The organism is Pseudoalteromonas sp. APAL1 (assembly GCF_021532475.1).
In the GTDB taxonomy this organism is placed as follows: domain Bacteria; phylum Pseudomonadota; class Gammaproteobacteria; order Enterobacterales; family Alteromonadaceae; genus Pseudoalteromonas; species Pseudoalteromonas lipolytica_C.
Genome location: NZ_JAKGAW010000001.1, coordinates 127,821 through 147,748, shown reverse-complemented (window position 1 = coordinate 147,748; position 19,928 = coordinate 127,821). Strand labels below are relative to the sequence as shown.

Here is a 19,928-nt window from a genome sequence, read left to right as displayed (position 1 = left end):
CATGAGTTTATATAATGTTTTTGATATTTCAGGCACTGGTATGAGCGCGCAAAATGTGCGTCTTAATACAACAGCAAGTAATATCTCGAATGCGAATACGATTAGCTCTAGTCAAGACAAAACATACCGAGCGCGCCATCCTGTTTTTGCTGCGGAGTTGACTAAAGCGTCAGCAACACAAAGCAATCCTCAGGGCTCTTCTGTTGGCGTAAAAGTGTTGGGTATTGTTGAGAGCGATAAGCCTCTGCAAATAGAGTACAACCCTAATCACCCCAGTGCGGATGAAAACGGTTATATCTACAAACCTAACGTTAATGTCGTAGAAGAAATGGCTAATATGATTTCTGCCTCTCGCTCTTACCAAACAAATGTGCAAGTTGCTGATGCAGCTAAGCAAATGTTAAGTAAAACACTGTTGCTTGGGCAGCGGTAACCGAGGATAAGTTATGAGTAACGACATCAGCAGTGCGTCATCCACGTATTTAGATAATTTACGTTGGCAGGACAATCAAAACAAACCAGAAGAGAAAGATGACACTTTAACGCAAGAAGACTTCTTCTCGCTTTTAACACAACAGTTGTCGTTTCAAGACCCAAGCAAGCCGGCTGATAATGATCAAATGATTGCTCAGATGACCAACTTTACCATGGCTGAAGGGATCTCGAATTTAAACTCAAAATTTGATGCACTTACTGCGTCAATGACATCGAACTCGGCATTACAAGCTTCGACCTTAGTTGGTAAACAAGCACTATTAGAATCAAATACGATTGATTTTGATGGTAGTAACGTTGCTAAAGGTTCGGCAATTGCAGAAACGCCTGTTGAAGATCTTACGCTTCGCATTACTGATGAGTCAGGTCAACTTGTACGTACCATCAGCATGGGCGCTCAATCGGCTGGCGCAGTTCGTTTTGAGTGGGATGGTAAAAATGACGATGGAGAGCTTTTGCCTCCAGGCGAATACGAAGTTAAAGCTGAAGGATTCCAAAATGGTGACTATAGCAGTCTACCTTTAGCGACTTTCAAAAATATTGAAAGCGTTAATATCAATGGATCTAGCGGCATTATTATTAATACTAAAGAAGGCGCGGTTAGGCTAACTGATGTTGCAGAAATCGCTTAATTACACAGATTAACTAGTTAGCCTAGTGCTACAGATTGACACTTTAGAGGTGACTTATGAGCTTCAATATTGCATTAACCGGCCTTGCTGCCGCGCAAAAAGACTTAGATGTAACAGCAAACAATATTGCTAACGTTAACACCACAGGCTTTAAAGAGTCTCGTGCTGAGTTTGCTGATGTGTACGCATCATCAGTATTTAGCTCAGGTAAAACTAAAAATGGTGACGGCGTAAGAACTACAATGGTGGCACAACAATTCCACCAAGGTTCATTATCTTTCACTAATAACTCACTGGACTTAGCAATTACTGGTGAAGGCTACTTTGCCATGGCAAATGACCTAGGTGCACAAGATTTTACATATACTCGTGCTGGTGCGTTCAAACTGAATAAAGACAACTTTATTGTGGATGCTAGCGGAAACTACTTACAAGGTTTCCCTGTTGATGAAGCAACGGGTGATACAACTTCTGTTAGTTTAAGCACATCTTCTGCGCTACAAATTCCTGATGCATCAGGTTCTCCACGCGCTACGACTAATGTTTATTCGTCGTTTAACTTAGATTCGCGTGCATTAACGCCAGCAGTTACACCATTTGACCCAGAGACAAGTGCATCGTATAACAGTTCAACATCAACAACAGTGTATGATTCTTTAGGTGAGCCACACATTTTACAGTTCTTCTTTGTTAAAACTGACGCAGCAGTGACTGGTAATGACAATGAATGGCAAGTGTTTGCAACACTTGATGAAAAGCCGTTTGCTGCTAATGGTACTGAGCAAACTACGTCGCCATATACGCCTATTTCAACTTTTCAGTTTGACTCAAGTGGTTTACCTCAAAGCACTGATGGAACTGCAAATACAGATGCTACGTTTAATCCATTAACAATACCTTCAGGCGGTATATCTGGTTTATTATCTAACGGTGCGAGTTTCCCTGATGATGTAAACATCAATTGGCGCGATGAAGCTGGTACAACGAATAAAATACCGACTCAATATGCAAGTAACTTTGAAGTGAAAGCGCTAGAGCAAGATGGTGCGACTGTAGGTCGTCTATCAGGTATTGATATTGGTACAGATGGTAAAATCGTTGCTTCTTACAGTAATGGTGATACTTCATTCTTAGGCCAAGTGGCAATGGTGCGCTTTTCTAACTCACAAGGTTTACAGCAAGTGGGTAACACGGCATGGAAGAAAAGCTTAACCTCTGGTGAGCCAATTGCCGGTGAACCAGGTTCAGGTACATTAGGTTCAATTAACTCATCAGCCCTTGAGCAGTCAAACGTCAACTTAACAAGTGAACTTGTTGATTTGATCAGTGCACAACGTAATTTCCAAGCAAATTCACGTGCATTAGAAGTTAACTCAACACTACAACAAAACATCCTACAGATCCGTTAATCTAAACGGCTCTGAGCTTAATCCGACACGAAGGCTGCTCCCTCAATTGGCAGCCTTTTTTCATTTTTACCATCCTATTTATGCGTCAATTTTACTTTGGCACTTTTATTGCATTTCTTTAGTTATCGTATTTTTAGTGAGTCAATGTTATGGACAAAATGGTCTACATTGCCATGTCTGGTGCTAAGCAAAGCTTGCGTGGTCTTGAGTTAAAGGCTAACAACCTTGCTAATGCTAACACCACTGGCTTTAAAGCTGATTTTGCACAAGCGCGTTCCATGCAGGCTTTTGGTGAAGGCTTGCCATCACGTGTGTTTGCGATGCAAGAGCGTCCTGGTTCAAATATGGAATCGGGTGGATTCGTTGAGACAGGCCGAGAGCTTGATATTGCCATGAGCGACCGTGGTTGGCTCAGTGTGCAAGATGCATCAGGTAACGAAGCTTATACCAAAACAGGCACACTAAACATCACACCTGACGGCGCATTGATCACCAGCCATGGCCGTCAAGTTATTGGCGAGGGCGGGCCTATTATCTTGCCTTTGCCAATTGAGAAGGTTGAGTTTAGCGAAGATGGCGCGATCCAAGTGCGCCCGCAAGGTGCACCTGCCAACTTTTTAGAAGTGGTTGACCGCTTAAAAGTGATCGAAGCTGATAACACTCAGCTTGAAAAAGGTAATGACGGTTTATTTAGACCAAAAGAAGATATGTTGGTCAATGATCTTTGTGGGTTCTGTGATATTTCACCCAATGTAAAAGTACTGTCAGGTACGCTTGAAATGTCGAACGTTAATCCAGTCCATGAAATGGTCGACATGATCAGCAACCAACGCCAATTTGAATTACAAGTTAAATTGATGAAAACAGCCGAAGAGCTTGATGAGCGTCAAGATCAGCTGTTACGCATTGTTTAAGATGACTGAGAGGGTAGAGTTATGAATCCAGCATTGTGGATCAGTAAAACCGGGCTTGACGCCCAGCAAACCGATATTTCGGTGATCTCAAATAATCTCGCGAATGCCAGCACGGTCGGTTACAAAAAAAGCCGCGCCGTATTTGAAGATTTACTATATCAAAACATTAATCAACCAGGTGGTCGTTCGTCTCAAGATACTGAAATGCCATCAGGTTTAATGCTTGGCGCTGGCGCTAAGGTTGTAGCAAACCAAAAGAACTTTTCGCAAGGTAATATGTTAACGACCGAAAACTCACTGGACTGGATGATTTCAGGCCCAGGTTTTTTTGAAGTACAGCTACCTGACGGCAATATTGCTTACTCACGTAATGGTCAATTTACGACAGATGAAGACGGTCGTATCGTAACTTCAGGTGCGGGTTTCCCGTTGCAACCTGAAATGAATGTGCCAAATGATGCGCAATCAATTACGGTGTCACAAGATGGCGAAGTATCTGTTCGTGTAGCAGGTCAGGCAGAAAATGTGGTAATTGGTCAGCTCACTATAACAGACTTCATCAATCCATCGGGTCTTGAGCCAATGGGGCAAAACTTATACACAGAAACAGCTGTAAGTGGCGCACCAGTGCAAGGTAATCCGGGGATTGATGGTTTAGGTACTGTGGTACAAGGTTCGCTTGAAACGTCAAATGTAAATGTAACAGAAGAGCTGGTTAATCTGATTGAAACGCAACGAATTTATGAAATGAATTCAAAAGTGATTTCAGCAGTGGATGAAATGCTTAGTTACATCAATCAACAGTTATAAGTCGTAGGAGGCAGCATGCGTAATCTTATCTTAGTCACATCAGCAGCTTTTATGCTGGGTGGTTGTATAACAACGCAAAATCATCATGTGGTTCAGGATGACCCTTACTATGCGCCTATGTACCCAGAGCCTACAACAGAACAAATGGTGCCAACAGGGTCTTTGTTTGATAGCTATACATCAAACGATTTGTACTCTGATAAAAAGGCACTGCGTGCTGGCGATATCATCACTGTTAAATTGCAAGAGTCAACGCAAGCAACTAAAGCAGCAAAAACCGAAACCGATAAAGAAACAGATGCTAACTTAGACCCTGTAATTGGGTTAGGTGGAAATCCGGTTAACATTGGTGGTGACAGCATTCAATTTGGCATTGGTTCAGGGTCATCATTTAAAGGTGACTCAAAGTCGAATCAATCGAATAGTCTATTTGGTGATATCTCTGTCAATGTGATGCGCGTTTTACCTAATGGAAACTTAGTGATCCGTGGTGAAAAATGGCTCACGCTAAATACCGGTGAAGAGTTTATTCGTTTGGAAGGGTTAGTTCGTCCAGAAGATGTCTCAGCAAGTAATACAGTCACGTCAAACCGTATAGCGAATGCACGTATACAATATTCTGGTAAAGGGCAAATGCAAGAAACACAAAGTGCTGGCTGGCTTTCTCGATTCTTTAGCAGTTCGCTTTTCCCATTTTAGAGGAACAAAGTCATGAATGGGTTTAAATACATTATTGCTCTTTGCTTAATCAGCCTACAGTTTTCTGCTCAAGCTGAGCGAGTTAAAGATGTGTCTATGGTTGAGGGTGTACGCTCTAACCAGTTGGTAGGCTATGGCCTTGTTGTTGGTTTGCCAGGCACAGGTGAGCAAAGCCGGTTCACACAACAAAGTTTTAAAGCCATGCTAAATGGCTTTGGTATCACTTTACCTGATAGCTTAAAACCGAAAATAAAGAATGTCGCAGCGGTGGCTGTGCACGCCGAGCTTCCAGCGTTTAGAAAGCCTGGGCAAACTATTGATATTACGGTTTCGTCTATAGGTAGTGCGGGCAGTTTACGTGGCGGTACTTTATTACAAACCTTCTTAAAAGGGGTTGATGGCAATACTTATGCGATTGCACAAGGTAGCTTAGTTGTGGGCGGTCTAGGTGCTGAAGGTGCTGATGGTAGCCGAGTTATTATTAACACACCAACAGTAGGTCGTATTCCAAATGGTGCAATTGTAGAACGTGCTATTAAAAGCCCGTTTATGCAAGGCGATTACATTACTTTTAATTTAAATCGTCCAGATTTCACAACAGCAAAGCGCTTAGAGCAAACCATTAACGATTTAGTGGGCCCTGATAGTGCACAGGCAATCGATGCAGCCTCAGTACGCGTGTTAGCACCGCGAGATGCGTCTCAACGTGTTGCTTATTTGTCTACTCTTGAAAACTTAGAGTTTAAACCTGCAGACACAGCAGCGAAAATTATCGTTAACTCTCGTACCGGTACCATTGTGATTGGCAAAAACGTGAAGCTACAGCCTGCGGCTATTACGCATGGTGGATTAACGGTGACAATCGCTGAGCAGCAAAATGTATCGCAGCCAAATGCGTTAAGTGAGGGTGAAACCACAGTTACCAATCAAAGCATTATTGATGTGAATGAAGATGACTCACGTGCTTTTGTATTTAATCCAGGTGTTAATCTTGATGATCTCGTACGCGCAATCAATGAGGTTGGGGCTGCACCGGGTGACTTAATGGCAATACTTGAAGCTTTAAAAGAAGCGGGGGCGATAAACGGGCAACTGGTTATCATTTAAATTAAAACGCGCTCTAGGGCGCGTTTTTTGTTTTCATATCTTTTAGCACTTTTTATATCTTTCACTCTTCAAGCATTAGCTAAAACTATTGTTTTAAAGTTAGTCAAAACCAATATCACTTATTAGCTATTCATTTCTAAAGATTTTTATTGGCGCAATTTTTGCATTTTAATTTGCATTATTAACTATTGTGTCAAAAAGCTGATGGATACTAATCATCTCGACAAGCAAAACTTTTTTGATTTAGGTAACTTAGACTCACTACGTCAAAGTGCCCTGAAAAGTGATGCCTCTAGCGATGCGTCCAAAGAGGCGCTGAAAAAAGCGGCGGCACAATTCGAATCTATCTTTACGCAAATGCTGCTTAAAAGTATGCGTAAAGCCAATGAGGCATTCGAAGATAAAGATAGCCCATTTAATTCAAGTGGCGTGAAGTTCTTTGAAGAAATGCATGACCAACAGCTTTCAGTCGAGTTGTCGTCGAATGGCTCGCTAGGCTTAGCTGATTTAATCGTTCAGCAGTTATCACCAGACGGTAAACAGTTTACCCCAGGCTCAGTACTAAGAACGACGACTGAGTTTGATAGTGATAAACGAGCAAGAGGGCAAGATGATGCTAATGCTCAAACTAAATCGGTTACAGATACTGAGCTAAATGAGCAGGCTAATAATCGTTTTGACGATGCTGAATCGTTTATTAGTTCTATCTGGGAACATGCCAAAAATGCTGCACAAAAGATTGGCCTGAATCCGGCGGTTATGGTTGCTCAAGCCGCACTTGAAACGGGTTGGGGTAAACACATCATCAGCAAAGCGGATGGTACAAGCAGTAACAACTTATTCAATATTAAATCAGATCAGCGTTGGCAAGGTGATAAAGCAAGTAAGCTTACCCTTGAGTTTGAACAAGGCGTGCCTGTTAAAAAACAAGCAAGTTTCCGCGCATATCAATCAATTAAAGACAGTGTGAATGACTTCGTTGACTTCTTAAATGAAAACCCGCGTTACGAAGAAGCACTAAAAAACACTGCAGAACCTGCTGCCTTTTTAGATTCGTTACAAAAAGCAGGCTATGCAACTGATCCAAATTATGCCGATAAAATAAAGCAGGTGCTGAAGCGTGTTGAGCTTCAAAGTGTCGCTGCTTCATTGGTACGTTAAGGAGTAAACCCTCATGTCATTTAGCTTATATGACATTGCTAATGCCGGTGTAAGAGCGAATTCTGAGCTTTTACAAACCACCAGTAAAAACATAGCGAATGTGAATACTGAAGGCTATGTGCGTGAACGCACTGAGTTCACAACCATGATCGACAACCAAGTGGGTCGTGGCGAAACGTATCGCTTGTTAAATGAGTTTGCCCAAAAGCAATTAAATCGTGATACCTCAAATAAGGCATTTTTTGATCAGTTTGTAACTGAAGCAAGCCGAGTAGATAGCCTGTTTTCAGAAGAATCAAATAGTTTATCGACCAGTATCAACTCGTTTTTTAACAACGTACAAGAAAGCTTAAATCAGCCTTCGTCAAGAGTCGCTCGTTCACTAGTAATGACTGATGCACAGAACTTGATTGATCAGATGGATAGGTTATCGAGCATCGTGGTTGATCAAAAAGCGGTTGTGAATGAACAATTAGAAATCTTCTCAGATGAGGCGAATAACCTTATCCAAAATATTAGTGATTTGAATACTAAAATTGCGGCGGTTCATGGTACTGATCGTGAGTCAGTCTCTAGTGGTTTATACAATGAGCGTGATAAAGCAATTCGTGATTTATCTGAGTTGATAGATATTGAAACACTTGATGGTAATAACGGCGAAAAACAAGTGTATTTAGGCTCAGGTCAAGCACTTGTTATGCAAAGCGGTACATTTAACCTGTTTTCATTTAGTGGCGACCCCGATCCAAACTTTAAAGAGTTAAAGCTCGACGTCAATGGTGGCAAAGCCGTGCCGCTTGAAGTTGATGTAAGTAAATTAAAAGGCAAAATTGGTGGGCTGCTTGCTTTTCGTGATGACATTTTAGTCCCTGCCCAGAATCAACTTGGTCAAATGGGGTTAGCGCTGGCAGATGCATTTAATCAGCAAAACCGCCTAGGTATGGACGCCAATGGTGAAATTGGTGGTGATATATTCGCTATTCCAACCGTTGATGCATTTAGCTACCAAGCCAATACCGGTTCATCAACCATGACGGCAACGGTTGAACCAGGTAAAGGCAGCGAATTGCCAGCAAGTGATTTTATTGTCACCTATACCAGTGCTACCACTGTCGAAATTCAAGCTATTGATAATAAAGGTGAGCCAATTGGCACAGCGTCAACAGCGAATGTGACGGCAGGGGTGATTGATTCATCAACCATCACAGGCGGTGAAGCGTTTGGTTTACAGCTTAATGTATCAGGCACAGCAAATGCCGGTGACCAATTTATGGTGAAGCTTAACTCACAAGCTGCAACAACGTTAGAGCTTGCAACTGAGCGTCCTGAAGACTTAGCGCTTGCTTCGCCCATACGTACTCAAAATGATATAAACAATACCGGTGACGCCAATATTTCGCCGGGTACGGTTACTGACATAGCAAACTCGACGGGTATTACAGTGGGGCCTCCACCTAGTTTGGCCAATAGCGATATAACATTAGTAAAAACGGCGAATGCTAACGAGTATCAAATCACAGATGGTAACGGTACTAGCACCTTTACAATCACACCTCCGGCAGAGAATATTCTTGCGCAAGCAGGGGCGCCATATGACAGCTACGGTTTTGATTTTAACATAGAAGGCACACCTGCTACCGGCGATACCTTTACGCTTGAATTTAACACAGGTGGTTTTGATGATAATCGTAATGGTTTATTACTGGCAGGCTTACAAACTGGCGACTTAGTGCGTCAAAATGTTGAAGCAAGCAGCACCGCTGATAATCATAAAACATTCAACCAAGCATACTCTGGCATTGTCACTGATATTGGTGTTGTTACGAGTCAGGCGCAAACCAATGGTGCGGCCTTTACCGCATTGGCTGATCAATCTGAAGCTTGGTACGAGTCATTATCTGGTGTAAACCTTGATGAAGAAGCGGCAAACCTGCTTCGTTTTCAGCAGTCTTATGCGGCATCAGCGCAGGTACTTGCAACAGCACGTACTATTTTTGACACCTTATTAAGTGCGGCGAGGTAATTATGCGTATTTCAAATAACATGATGTATAAGAATAACCTTAATTCTATTCTTAACTCACAGCAAAATGTTAATAAAGCACAAGAGCAGGTTAATACCCAAAAGCGCGTATTAACTGCTGCGGATGATCCTTCAGCAACTGCACGTGCGTTACTTTATAGCGACCGCATTCAAGGTAATGAACAGTTCACAAAAAATATCACTATGCTGAATAGTCGTTTAACGACGGAAGAAAGTGTGCTGCAAAACATCAAAGGCGCACTTGAATCTGCTTATACATTATCTATTCAAGCAGGTAATGGTGCTTATAGTGATATCGACCGTGAAGGTATTGCTGAAGAAGTTAAAGCATTGCAAAGTACGGTGCTTGATTTAATGAATGCAAAAACGGAAGACGGAAAATATATCTTTTCTGGTTACCAAGATAACACGCCTACTTATAGCTATGACAGTGCATCAGGTCGTTACGAATACGGTGGTGACCAAGGTCAGCACAAAATCAAAGTAGCTGAAGGTGTAGAAATTAAATCAAGTGACAATGGTTTTGATACGTTCGAAAAAGTAAATGCCCGTTTAAATGTAGCGTCAAATAACGGCACTGTGTCAGGCGGTATCACAAGTTCTAAAATTTATGTCACAGAGCAGGGCGATTTTGATAGCTTCCATAAATCTAACTACAATGCTGATCCGGCTGCAGCAGCGAATGCAAATACATTAAGCTTTATTACCACCACAGGTACACCAAATACTTACGTGGTACAGCAAGCGGGTGTAACAATTGGCAGCGGCAGCTTTGAAAACGGTAAAATCGAATATCAAGGTATGGAAATTTCTGTTTCGCCTGTTGCAAACGGCCAAATCGACGTAGACCTTGAAGCGCCACAAAAAGAAAATGCGTTAAATACTTTGGACGATCTGATTGCAGGACTCACAAATCCTAATTTAACTCAAGATGAGTTTGATCAGGTTTTAGCGGATGCCATTGTACAACTTGATAATGCCAAAAATCAGGTTTCTCTTGTTCAGGCTGGCTTAGGTGGCCGTTTAAACACAGCAAAGAAAATTGAAGAGTCTAATAGCGACCTTGATATTAACAACAAAGCTGCAAAAGCCGAGTTAGTTGAGCTTGATATGGCTGAAGCAATTACAGAGCTAACTAAACAAGAGACTGCACTGCAGGCATCGCAGGCCACATTTGGTCGTTTAGCCAATCTTTCTTTGTTTGATTATCTATAATTAATCTAGGTTAAGCTCATTTTTTGGGCTTAACCTTTAAAACCTGCTTTAAATTACCTACCAAAGAGCCTTTTGAGCGAAATATTTATAAAGTTTTAAACGTCTAAAATACATATCTAAAACTATTTTTTAGCTACTCTAAAATGATTGATAAAGATTTTTAAAATTAATTTTTATTTAAAAACAACGGTTTAAATAAAAAATGAAAAATTGTTTAAAAATTCGCTAAAGGATTTTTTGACCGGACCGATAACTTAATTAACCAAGCAGCGTAGCAAATAACAGTTACCGCTTAATTTGAGTAAGTTTGAGAGTAAATGATAAGTTTACTTCGGGAGAAATATCATGGCACTTTATGTAAATACAAATGTTAGTTCATTAAACGCACAAAGACAATTAATGAATTCTGGCAACTCACTTGATACATCATTCAAGCGTTTATCATCAGGCATGCGAATCAACAGCGCAGCTGACGATGCGGCAGGTCTACAAATTTCAGACCGTTTAACATCACAAATTAACGGCCTTAACCAAGGTAACCGTAACGCGAATGATGGTATCTCACTAGCACAAACAGCTGAAGGTGCGCTTGACGAAGTAACAGCGATGTTTCAACGCATGCGAACGCTTTCACAACAAGCAGCGAATGGTTCAAACACAGATGAAGACCGCTTAGCAATTCAAGATGAGATTCGTTCACTTTCCTCAGAAGTAAACCGTGTTGCTGCGGATACTACATTTGGTGGTCAGAACCTTCTTGATGGCACTTACTCTGCTAACTTTCAAGTAGGGGCTGATGCAGTACAAAATATTAGTTTCAGTATGGAAACAATCGGTAATTCAACCACAGCTGCAAAAGGTAATAATAGTATTACAGCTAATGGTGGGTTTACAATGTCAGGGATTGCAAGTGCTGCTAGTGCGGTTTCAGGGGCAACTTTAGACTCTGTAACAAATACTATTAATGCCAGTATAGGTTCTGCTCCTGACGCTACAAGTTTTGCTGATGTTTTTACAGCGGATGGTATTTCTGTGTCAACTCAAGCTAATGCGCAAGCTGTTTTGGCAGGTATGGACGCAATGATTGCGGTAGTAGACAAGAAACGTGCAGAACTAGGTGCGGTACAAAACCGTTTCCAATCAACAATTCGTAACCAATCGAATATTGCTGAGAACCTTAGTGCTGCGAAATCACGTATCAAAGATACTGACTTTGCTCAAGAAACAGCGAACTTAACTAAGATGCAAATCTTACAACAAGCCAGCCAAACAATCTTGAGCCAAGCTAATCAACGTCCTCAAGCTGCATTAAGCTTACTAGGTTAATAGTTGGAAACTTGAGTTAAAGTGAAGTCAAAACTTTGACTCAAAAGAAAAGCGCCTTTGTCTAATGGGGTATTAACAAAGGCGCTAAGATCGGATTATAAAGCGGAGGCGCTCAAAATCCTGACAGTAGTGTTCTAACATTTGTAAGAACATAAAATACTAAGCACAGACTGTGCCATAGTTTGTGTTGATTTAACCCACTCTCAACTTATCTCTTTCAAGGCTCCTATTATAGGAGCCTTTTCTCATTCTTTAGTGTTTAGTTAATAGTTGGCCTATTAATTGCTCTAATTCTTTTAAGTTAATCAACTAATCAGCAAAGTGGCAGTTTTTTGCCCTAGGCGACTTAGAATTGCCGTTGTAAGGGTCACTTTGTCAAGTTCACTTTTTAAAAGTGACTTTACTTTGACAGATAAGAAGAGAGTAAATTATGGCTTTATATGTAAATACTAACGTGAGTGCACTAAATGCACAAAGACAACTAGAGAGAACTGGTGGTGATTTAGATACTTCGTTTAAGCGTCTTTCATCAGGCCTACGTATTAACAGTGCGGCTGATGATGCTGCCGGTTTACAAATTTCTGACCGCTTACAGTCACAAATTCTTGGTCTAAATCAGGGTAACCGAAATGCCAATGACGGTATTTCACTTGCGCAAACAGCTGAAGGTGCGCTGGATGAAATAACTTCGAGTTTTCAGCGAATCAGAACACTATCGCAACAAGCTGCCAATGGTTCAAATACCGATGAAGATCGTTTAGCGATCCAAGAAGAAATTCGTCAGTTATCAGCAGAAGTAAACCGAATTGCTTCAGATACTACCTTTGGTGGTCAAAATCTTCTTGATGGTACTTACTCGGCTAACTTCCAAGTCGGCGCTGATGCGGTTCAGAATATTAGTTTTAGTATGGAAACAATTGGTAATTCAACAACTGCAGCAAAAGGTAATAATAGTATTACCGCTAATGGTGGGTTTACATTGTCAGGGATTGCAAGTGCTGCTAGTGCAGTTTCAGGTGCAACTTTAGACTCTGTAACAAATACTATTAATGGCAGTATAGGCTCTACTCCTGACGCGACAAGTTTTGCTGATGTTTTTACCGCAGATGGAATAAGTGTTTCAACTCAAGCTAATGCGCAAGCTGTTATGGCAGGTATGGACGCAATGATTGCGGTAGTAGATAAAAAGCGTGCAGAACTTGGTGCAGTACAAAATCGTTTTCAATCTACGATTCGTAACCAATCTAACATTGCTGAAAACTTAAGTGCCGCAAAATCACGGATTAAAGATGCTGATTTTGCAGCAGAAACGGCAGCACTAACGAAAAACCAAATTTTACAACAAGCTAGCCAAACCATCTTAGGTCAAGCAAATCAACGACCTCAAGCGGCTTTAAGCTTGTTGCAAGGTTAAATTTAAAAATAATTTAAAAAATTTACAAATAAAGCTAAAGCTTTCGCTTTATCAGACGATAAACGAGTTAGAGAACTATAAACCTAGGACTCTAAGTCGGTTAAATAGCAGGGTAGGGGTATCCCGCTGTTTAACTATAAAATGATAAAGCGGAGGCTAATATGGCTTTATACGTAAACACTAATGTGAGTTCATTGAACGCACAACGCCAGTTAATGAAATCTGGCAATTCACTTGATACATCTTTTCAGCGTTTATCTTCAGGTTTACGCATTAACAGTGCAAAAGATGATGCTGCAGGTATGCAGATTGCTAACCGTTTAACTAGCCAAGTTAATGGTTTAAATCAAGGTAACCGAAATGCTAACGATGGTATTTCACTTGCGCAAACAGCTGAGGGTGCACTTGACGAAGTAACGTCAATGTTCCAAAGAATGCGTACTCTTGCGCAACAAGCATCGAATGGTACAAATACAGATGAAGATCGTTTAGCGATTCAAGATGAGATTCGCTCTTTATCTGAAGAAGTTAACCGTGTCGCAGAAGATACAACATTTGGTGGTCAAAATCTTCTTGATGGAACTTACTCAGCTAACTTCCAAGTAGGGGCTGATGCAGTACAGAATATTAGTTTCAGTATGGAAACAATCGGTAATTCAACCACAGCTGCAAAAGGTAATAATAGTATTACAGCTAATGGTGGGTTTACAATGTCCGGGATTGCAAGTGCTGCTAGTGCGGTTTCGGGAGCAACTTTAGAGTCTGTAACAAATACTATTAATGCTAGTATAGGTTCTGCTCCTGACGCTACAAGTTTTGCTGATGTTTTCACTGCGGATGGTATTTCTGTGTCAACTCAAGCTAATGCGCAAGCTGTTATGGCAGGTATGGACGCAATGATTGCGGTAGTAGACAAGAAACGTGCAGAACTAGGTGCGGTACAAAACCGTTTCCAATCAACAATTCGTAACCAATCGAATATTGCTGAGAACCTTAGTGCTGCGAAATCACGTATTCAAGATACAGACTTTGCGCAAGAAACAGCGAACTTAACTAAGATGCAAATTTTACAACAAGCTAGCCAATCAATTTTAAGTCAAGCAAATCAACGACCTCAGGTAGCTCTGTCGCTACTTGGTTAATATACTTGATTTATAAGCCACTTTGGACTTAGGCATTTTTTCCTGAAGTGGCTTATAATCTTTAAGAGTAAAAATTTTGAGGTATTACGATGATAGATCTTAATTCAACTCAAAGGTCGAGTGAAAACCTTCCAACAAGTGCTAGCGGCAGTGTAAAAACAGAACTTAACGATGCTAAGTTACTAAAAGGCACAGAAGTTGCTGGAAGGGAACCAATCGATATCGAGAAGGCAAGTAAAGCTGAGCAAAAAGACAAAAAAGATCTGATTGCTGAAGTTAAGCAGAATTTGGATAAATTGAATGACTTTATTCCAGTTACTTCAACAAATTTAATTTTTGAATTTGATGAGAAAGGTGATCCGCCAATAATAAAAGTTTTAGATAGAGAAAACGATGAAGTTATTCGGGAGATTCCAACGGAAGAATTTCGTGAAGTTGCTAAAGCTTTAGAAGAGTTTGCCGATAAATTGAGCAATAAAGGTTTGTTGTTCGATAGAACTGCATAAAGTTAGTATTTAGGAGTATTACAATGGCATTAATAACATCTGCAGGGGTTGGCTCTGGTCTTGATCTAGAGAGCATAATCAGTGCATCACTTGCAGCTGAGAATACCCCTAAATTAGCTGCGTTTGCAAAAAAAGAAGAAACGTTACAGGTTGAGCTATCTTCGTTAGGAGAAGTAAAATCTGCAATGTCTAAACTGCAAGACACCATAGAAAAACTAGCAGATATCGATAACTTCAATAAGCGTATTGCGAATATTAAGCAACCGACCAGTGATGATGGTGATTTAATTTCAGTTACAACGACATCTAAAATAACTCCAGGGGATTTTAACATTGAAGTTGTTGGGCTGGCTCAGGGTAGCCGTGCTACCTCGAATGCAGGTCTATTTACCTCAACAGATGATGTAGTGACCGCATCGGGCGGTACTTTGTCTTTCGCAGCGGGTGATAAAAGCTTTGACTTAACCCTTGATGCAGGAGCAACGCTTGCTGACTTACGTGATGCAATCAATGATTCTGACGATAACTTTGGTGTAACAGCAAATATTATCAATACGGGCACTGAATCAAAATTAGTACTTACATCAAATGTGTCAGGTGCAGGTAATGACTTAGTTATTACTAATGACACCGCAGAATTAGATAATGTTTCAACGCTTGCTAACGATGGTGTGAGTGCTGGTGGTATTGCTATTGCTGCAGGTGATGAAGCCAAAAGTGCGATGATCAAAGTGGATGGTATTTCTATCGTTAGTGATACCAATACATTTAAAGATGCTGTTCAAGATATGACTATCGTCGCTAAGCGTCAGAGTGTTGACAATGAAACAGCTAAGCTTTCTGTTGAAGTTGACAGAGACAGTGTAACTAAGCTCGTCGATGAATTTATAAAAAATTATAACAATTTAATTGGTCAAATAGGTTTTCAGACTCGTGTTGGAAAACCTCTTAATGGTGATTCAACAATACGTTCATTTGATTCTCAATTAGTTAATGCTTTATCTACAGAGATAACAGACGCTGGTCCGTTTACTAGCATTTTTGATATTGGCTTAGGCGTAGATAAAGATGGATATCTAGAAAAGTCTACCTTAGTTCGTAGTTTGAATGAGGCAATGGATGAGAACTACGATGATATTGGCAAGGCTTTTGCAGGTGAAAACGGTATCGCTAAGCAGTTAGAATCTCTTTTAGACAATTATGTTGATTCTAAAGGCATTATGAAGCAGCGAGAAGATTCATTAAATTCACAATTAGATGATTTAGAGGATGATGTGATTAATCACGAATACCGTATGGAGTCTTTAGAAGCTAGGTTAAGAGAGCAGTATGCTGGTTTAGATGTTTTGCTTGCGCAAATGCAATCTACTCAAACGTATTTAAGTGCCCAGCTTTCAAGCTTACCAGGCTTTTCGAAACCTAAATAAGCGAATTTAAATTTATTATTTAAGACCAAAGGTGAACTATGTATAACGCCAGAGTAAAAAACTATCAAAAAGAAGCGCTAAAGACGCGAGTCGCCGGCGCAGACAGATACGAAATTATTCAGATGCTTATGTCAGGTGCAATTGAAAAGATGGTCTTAGCAAAAGTAGCAATCGACAAGAAGCACTTAGAAGCTAAAAGCGAGCATTTATCTAAAGCATCCGCAATTTTAGAAGCGCTTAGAGGCTGTTTAGATTTTGAAGTAGGCGGTGAAGTAACTGAAAATCTTTACTCGCTTTATTCTTACATGATTGACAGGCTTATCGACGCAAGTATTCAAAATGATACTTCTATCGTTGACGAAGTTTCTGGTTTGTTAAAAGAAATCAAATCTGCATGGGATGCAATTCCTGTTGATATACGCAATCAAACTTTCGCTGAAAACAGTGCTCATGCAAGCTAAATTAGAGCAAATTGAGTTAACTCTATCTGAACTAGAAAAACACTTAAATGAGCTAGATATTAATGAATCTAGCTCTCGTATTCAGCAGCTTACCACTAGCTTAAAGTCTATTTTCGATTCGGAAGACCCTATCACTGAACAGCAAAAAGAAGTGCTCACTTCTATTAACTCTCGTTTGATAAAGCTCTGTAAAGACACAGCTGAAAAGAAAGAGCAAACTAAGCAAGAATTATCTACACTTGTAAAAAATAAAAAAAAGGTTGGGATCTATAACCAACTGAAATAGGCATATTTTTATGACCCTCCCAGAAAATTTTAACGAAGAATTTAAGCAACTCGAGCAAAAATTAGCTGAAGCTCAAGCACATGAGCTACGAGAGCAAAAGTTTGCTATTGAAGCTAATGAACGATTTTCTAAAAACCTCGCAGCCTTTGAACAATACTACCCAGATGTATTTAAAGCGATCCAGGAGTTTCAACCGAGAGAAGATTTTTGCCTTCATGTGACTAAGTCTGGTCATGGCAATTTTGTGCCAAAAGGAAAAGAAGCTCCGCTATATGGTGAAGATCCTTATCAGCAAGTCAATAGACAAGTGAATGCGGCACTAACGAACCCAACCATTGCTAAAACTGAATATACAAAAGTAGACTTATTAAACTTCGATGAACGCTTGCATATTCAATACATGCAAAAATTAGTCGAATATATCAGGAAGATTGGTTTATACGAGCAATCAGATAGCTTAAGTGAGATTAAGGGATCATTTCCTTCTGCAATGATCTTTGGTTTAGGGTTAGGTTATGCTGTTGAAAGCTTGATAGAGCGTGTTGAGTTTTCTTATATATTTATCATTGAACCAGATTTTGAAGTCTTCTTTGCTAGTTTATTTTGCATAGATTGGTCTAAGTTAATTCAAAGGATTGATGACGAAAAAGGGTGCTTATTTTTACTGCTAGGAGCTAGCGAGCAGGAATTAGCGGAGGATCTCAGTACTATAGCAGAAGATATTGGTGCTTTCTGTATAGTAAATAGTTTTTGTTTTCAGCACTATCAAGATGATAAGTTATCAAAATTGGCGCAGAATTTTTACTCAAATTATTTTCGTTTTCAGTTCGGTTTTGGTTTCTATAATGATGCAATTACTGGCTTTGCGCACTCTTTGATTCATGCGCAAAACAATGAAAATTTTTTCAATCAAGATTTAGGTAAAATAAAACGAAATGGAACCAATCCTCCAGTATTCATAATAGGAAATGGCCCTTCTCTAGATGACTCAATAGAGTACATTAAGCGAAATCAAGATAAAGCAATTATTTTTGCATGCGGGACTGCGCTTGGCTCATTAGTTAAGGCCGGTGTAAATGCGGATTTTCATGTATTAGTGGAGAGGCCGCTGCGCAATTATGAAGCTTTGTTAGACATGCTAACTGTTGAAGAGTATAAAAAAGTTAATTTATTATCTGTTAATACTGTTTATCCAGATACAGTCGATTTATATAAGTGGTCAGGTTTGGCTCTTAAAGGTAACGAAGCCGGCTCTGACTATATTAATCTTCAGCACTATGTTAAGAATGAAAAAGGGCTGCCATTTATACCGCATTCGAATCCTCTTGTCGCAAATACAGCTTTATCCTTTGCTTTGAGCTTTGGCTTCAAGGATATATATTTATTTGGTGTTGATAATGGGAGTGTCAATGAAGGGCTTATTCACTCGCAATTAAGTGTTTATAATGATTTACATAAAGGTAAGTTTGATTACGAAGAGTTGGATTTAGACTCAGATTCAGTTATTGGAAACTTCAATAAATTAATTAAGACTAATAGCACATTTAAGATGTCTAATAATCAATTAGAGCTATTAATAAGTTTGTTTCCAAAATGCGATGTTAAAAATGTTGGAGATGGGTTATCAATCAATGGTGCTACTCCTGTTCACAGTGATGAGCTAATTGAGCTAGGTTATAGTGTTAATAAAATTGAAGAAGTAGACTTCGTTAAAGGCTTATTCTCGCAGATAAATATACCTTCAAATTCACATGTTGAGAGAATTAAAACAGTTTTTGATGAAATTATAAGTCACTTAATATCAATAGCTAGTGAAAGTGTGCTCACCGTTAAAGAGGCTGCTGATAACTTGATGAGACAGTCAAGGTATATATACTCATATAAAGACACGGTTAATCGATTTTACTTCAACATTTTAAAAGGCTCATTATTATATTTCCATACACCAATGCAATCTGTGCTCTATAGCTTGAATGAGGAAGAAAATAATATAGAGATTTATAATGGCTTAAATAAGATATGGTTATCTTACTTAAGTGATATAAGAAGTGACTTTCCAGTATCATGTAATAAAAAATGTGACTGGAGCTTTGCTTCTAAGAGTCCTACGCTTTTGAAACAAGGCAATCCTTTAAAAGTGTTACAAGTATATAGTTCTGCATATACTGCTGTAGATGTTTTATATCAATATTTATCTAAGCTTGACTCAAGCTTTAAATTTGTAGGTCGAAATTTAGTTGATGAGCCAGTTGCTTCTAGGAAGCTTGTTAAATCATTTTCATCGTCTGAATGCATAGAAGCTTATACTGCCGATCCTCTGATCAGCGAGTTAGGTTTTCAGAAAAATGACATTATCATTTTTAATAATCTGCTATCTGATTTTATTGGCAACGAGAAGGGGGTTGTTTTTATAAGAAATCCTGTGCTTATGTATGCTGAAATGAAAAAATACTATATCAATAGCAAAGATTTAGAGCTAGAAATTACTAGCAAGCTAATGTCAATGGTTAAAGCATTCAAGGATAAGAAATTTAGGTCTATAATTTCAAGTGGTCAATCTGCTTTAGCTAACTTTTGTTCTTATTATAACTATAAATTTAATCTTACCTTGAAGAGCATGGTGGTAATTAAATTTGAAGATTTTATTCTCAGTCCATCAATCATTAATACTGAGATAGCGAATTTATTAGATGAAGATATAGTTAAAACAGCAGAAGAAGAAATTGTAAGCCTCAACTCATACATTGAGAATGACAAGCTACTTCTCAAATATATAACAAATGAAGAAAGAGCAGAAATAGAAGCTAATTGTCATGAGTTACTTAACTTATATGGGTACTAAGATTATCTAACCAACGCCTAGACGTTGGTTAGATAAGCT

General features: G+C 39.5%; 18 protein-coding genes. All 18 read left to right on the top strand.

Features of this window, described 5'->3' with window-relative positions; all coding sequences use genetic code 11:
• Position 1: 1 nt before the first annotated feature.
• The 18 genes from flgC to L1264_RS00605 all read left to right on the top strand — a co-directional run bounded on the left by flgC (position 2) and on the right by L1264_RS00605 (position 19,889).
• On the top strand, positions 2-433 hold the full coding sequence (gene flgC / locus L1264_RS00690) for a flagellar basal body rod protein FlgC (protein ID WP_135923820.1): 432 nt from the start codon (positions 2-4) through the stop codon (positions 431-433).
• 13 nt (positions 434-446) lie between these two features.
• A complete protein-coding gene (locus tag L1264_RS00685; protein ID WP_135923821.1) occupies positions 447-1,127 on the top strand; it encodes a flagellar hook assembly protein FlgD in 681 nt (226 codons plus the stop codon).
• Positions 1,128-1,183: 56 nt separating this feature from the next.
• A complete protein-coding gene (gene flgE / locus L1264_RS00680) occupies positions 1,184-2,536 on the top strand; it encodes a flagellar hook protein FlgE (protein ID WP_135923822.1) in 1,353 nt (450 codons plus the stop codon).
• 149 nt (positions 2,537-2,685) lie between these two features.
• On the top strand, positions 2,686-3,450 hold the full coding sequence (locus tag L1264_RS00675; protein WP_054553307.1) for a flagellar basal body rod protein FlgF: 765 nt from the start codon (positions 2,686-2,688) through the stop codon (positions 3,448-3,450).
• A gap of 21 nt (positions 3,451-3,471) precedes the next feature.
• Positions 3,472-4,260: a flagellar basal-body rod protein FlgG gene (gene flgG, locus L1264_RS00670; RefSeq protein WP_135923823.1), complete on the top strand. Its 789-nt coding sequence runs from the start codon at positions 3,472-3,474 to the stop codon at positions 4,258-4,260.
• Between the two features lie 15 nt (positions 4,261-4,275).
• A complete protein-coding gene (gene flgH, locus L1264_RS00665; RefSeq protein ID WP_135923824.1) occupies positions 4,276-4,959 on the top strand; it encodes a flagellar basal body L-ring protein FlgH in 684 nt (227 codons plus the stop codon).
• Between the two features lie 12 nt (positions 4,960-4,971).
• Positions 4,972-6,066 carry a flagellar basal body P-ring protein FlgI gene (locus tag L1264_RS00660; RefSeq protein WP_135923825.1) on the top strand — a complete coding sequence of 365 codons (1,095 nt, stop codon included), beginning with the start codon at positions 4,972-4,974 and terminating at the stop codon, positions 6,064-6,066.
• 204 nt (positions 6,067-6,270) lie between these two features.
• Entirely contained in the window at positions 6,271-7,227 is a 957-nt protein-coding gene (gene flgJ / locus L1264_RS00655) for a flagellar assembly peptidoglycan hydrolase FlgJ (protein WP_135923826.1), read from the top strand.
• Between the two features lie 13 nt (positions 7,228-7,240).
• The gene (flgK, locus tag L1264_RS00650; RefSeq protein ID WP_135923827.1) at positions 7,241-9,250 is read left to right on the top strand and encodes a flagellar hook-associated protein FlgK; all 2,010 of its coding nucleotides are present in this window, start codon (positions 7,241-7,243) and stop codon (positions 9,248-9,250) included.
• A 2-nt stretch (positions 9,251-9,252) separates the two neighbouring features.
• On the top strand, positions 9,253-10,485 hold the full coding sequence (gene flgL / locus L1264_RS00645; RefSeq protein ID WP_199527916.1) for a flagellar hook-associated protein FlgL: 1,233 nt from the start codon (positions 9,253-9,255) through the stop codon (positions 10,483-10,485).
• A gap of 345 nt (positions 10,486-10,830) precedes the next feature.
• On the top strand, positions 10,831-11,811 hold the full coding sequence (locus tag L1264_RS00640) for a flagellin N-terminal helical domain-containing protein (protein ID WP_199527915.1): 981 nt from the start codon (positions 10,831-10,833) through the stop codon (positions 11,809-11,811).
• Between the two features lie 430 nt (positions 11,812-12,241).
• Complete coding sequence (locus L1264_RS00635; RefSeq protein WP_119853532.1) at positions 12,242-13,225, top strand: flagellin N-terminal helical domain-containing protein; 984 nt, start codon at positions 12,242-12,244, stop codon at positions 13,223-13,225.
• 161 nt (positions 13,226-13,386) lie between these two features.
• Positions 13,387-14,367 carry a flagellin N-terminal helical domain-containing protein gene (locus L1264_RS00630; RefSeq protein ID WP_199527914.1) on the top strand — a complete coding sequence of 327 codons (981 nt, stop codon included), beginning with the start codon at positions 13,387-13,389 and terminating at the stop codon, positions 14,365-14,367.
• Between the two features lie 89 nt (positions 14,368-14,456).
• Positions 14,457-14,873 carry a flagellar protein FlaG gene (locus L1264_RS00625; protein WP_199527913.1) on the top strand — a complete coding sequence of 139 codons (417 nt, stop codon included), beginning with the start codon at positions 14,457-14,459 and terminating at the stop codon, positions 14,871-14,873.
• 23 nt (positions 14,874-14,896) lie between these two features.
• Entirely contained in the window at positions 14,897-16,300 is a 1,404-nt protein-coding gene (gene fliD / locus L1264_RS00620) for a flagellar filament capping protein FliD (RefSeq protein ID WP_199527912.1), read from the top strand.
• Between the two features lie 38 nt (positions 16,301-16,338).
• Complete coding sequence (gene fliS, locus L1264_RS00615; RefSeq protein ID WP_199527911.1) at positions 16,339-16,761, top strand: flagellar export chaperone FliS; 423 nt, start codon at positions 16,339-16,341, stop codon at positions 16,759-16,761.
• Positions 16,751-17,047, top strand: a complete 297-nt coding sequence (locus tag L1264_RS00610; RefSeq protein WP_199527910.1) for a hypothetical protein — start codon at positions 16,751-16,753, stop codon at positions 17,045-17,047. Before fliS ends, L1264_RS00610 begins: the two co-directional genes overlap by 11 nt.
• A 10-nt stretch (positions 17,048-17,057) precedes the next feature.
• Positions 17,058-19,889 carry a motility associated factor glycosyltransferase family protein gene (locus tag L1264_RS00605; RefSeq protein WP_235403567.1) on the top strand — a complete coding sequence of 944 codons (2,832 nt, stop codon included), beginning with the start codon at positions 17,058-17,060 and terminating at the stop codon, positions 19,887-19,889.
• Positions 19,890-19,928: the final 39 nt, after the last annotated feature.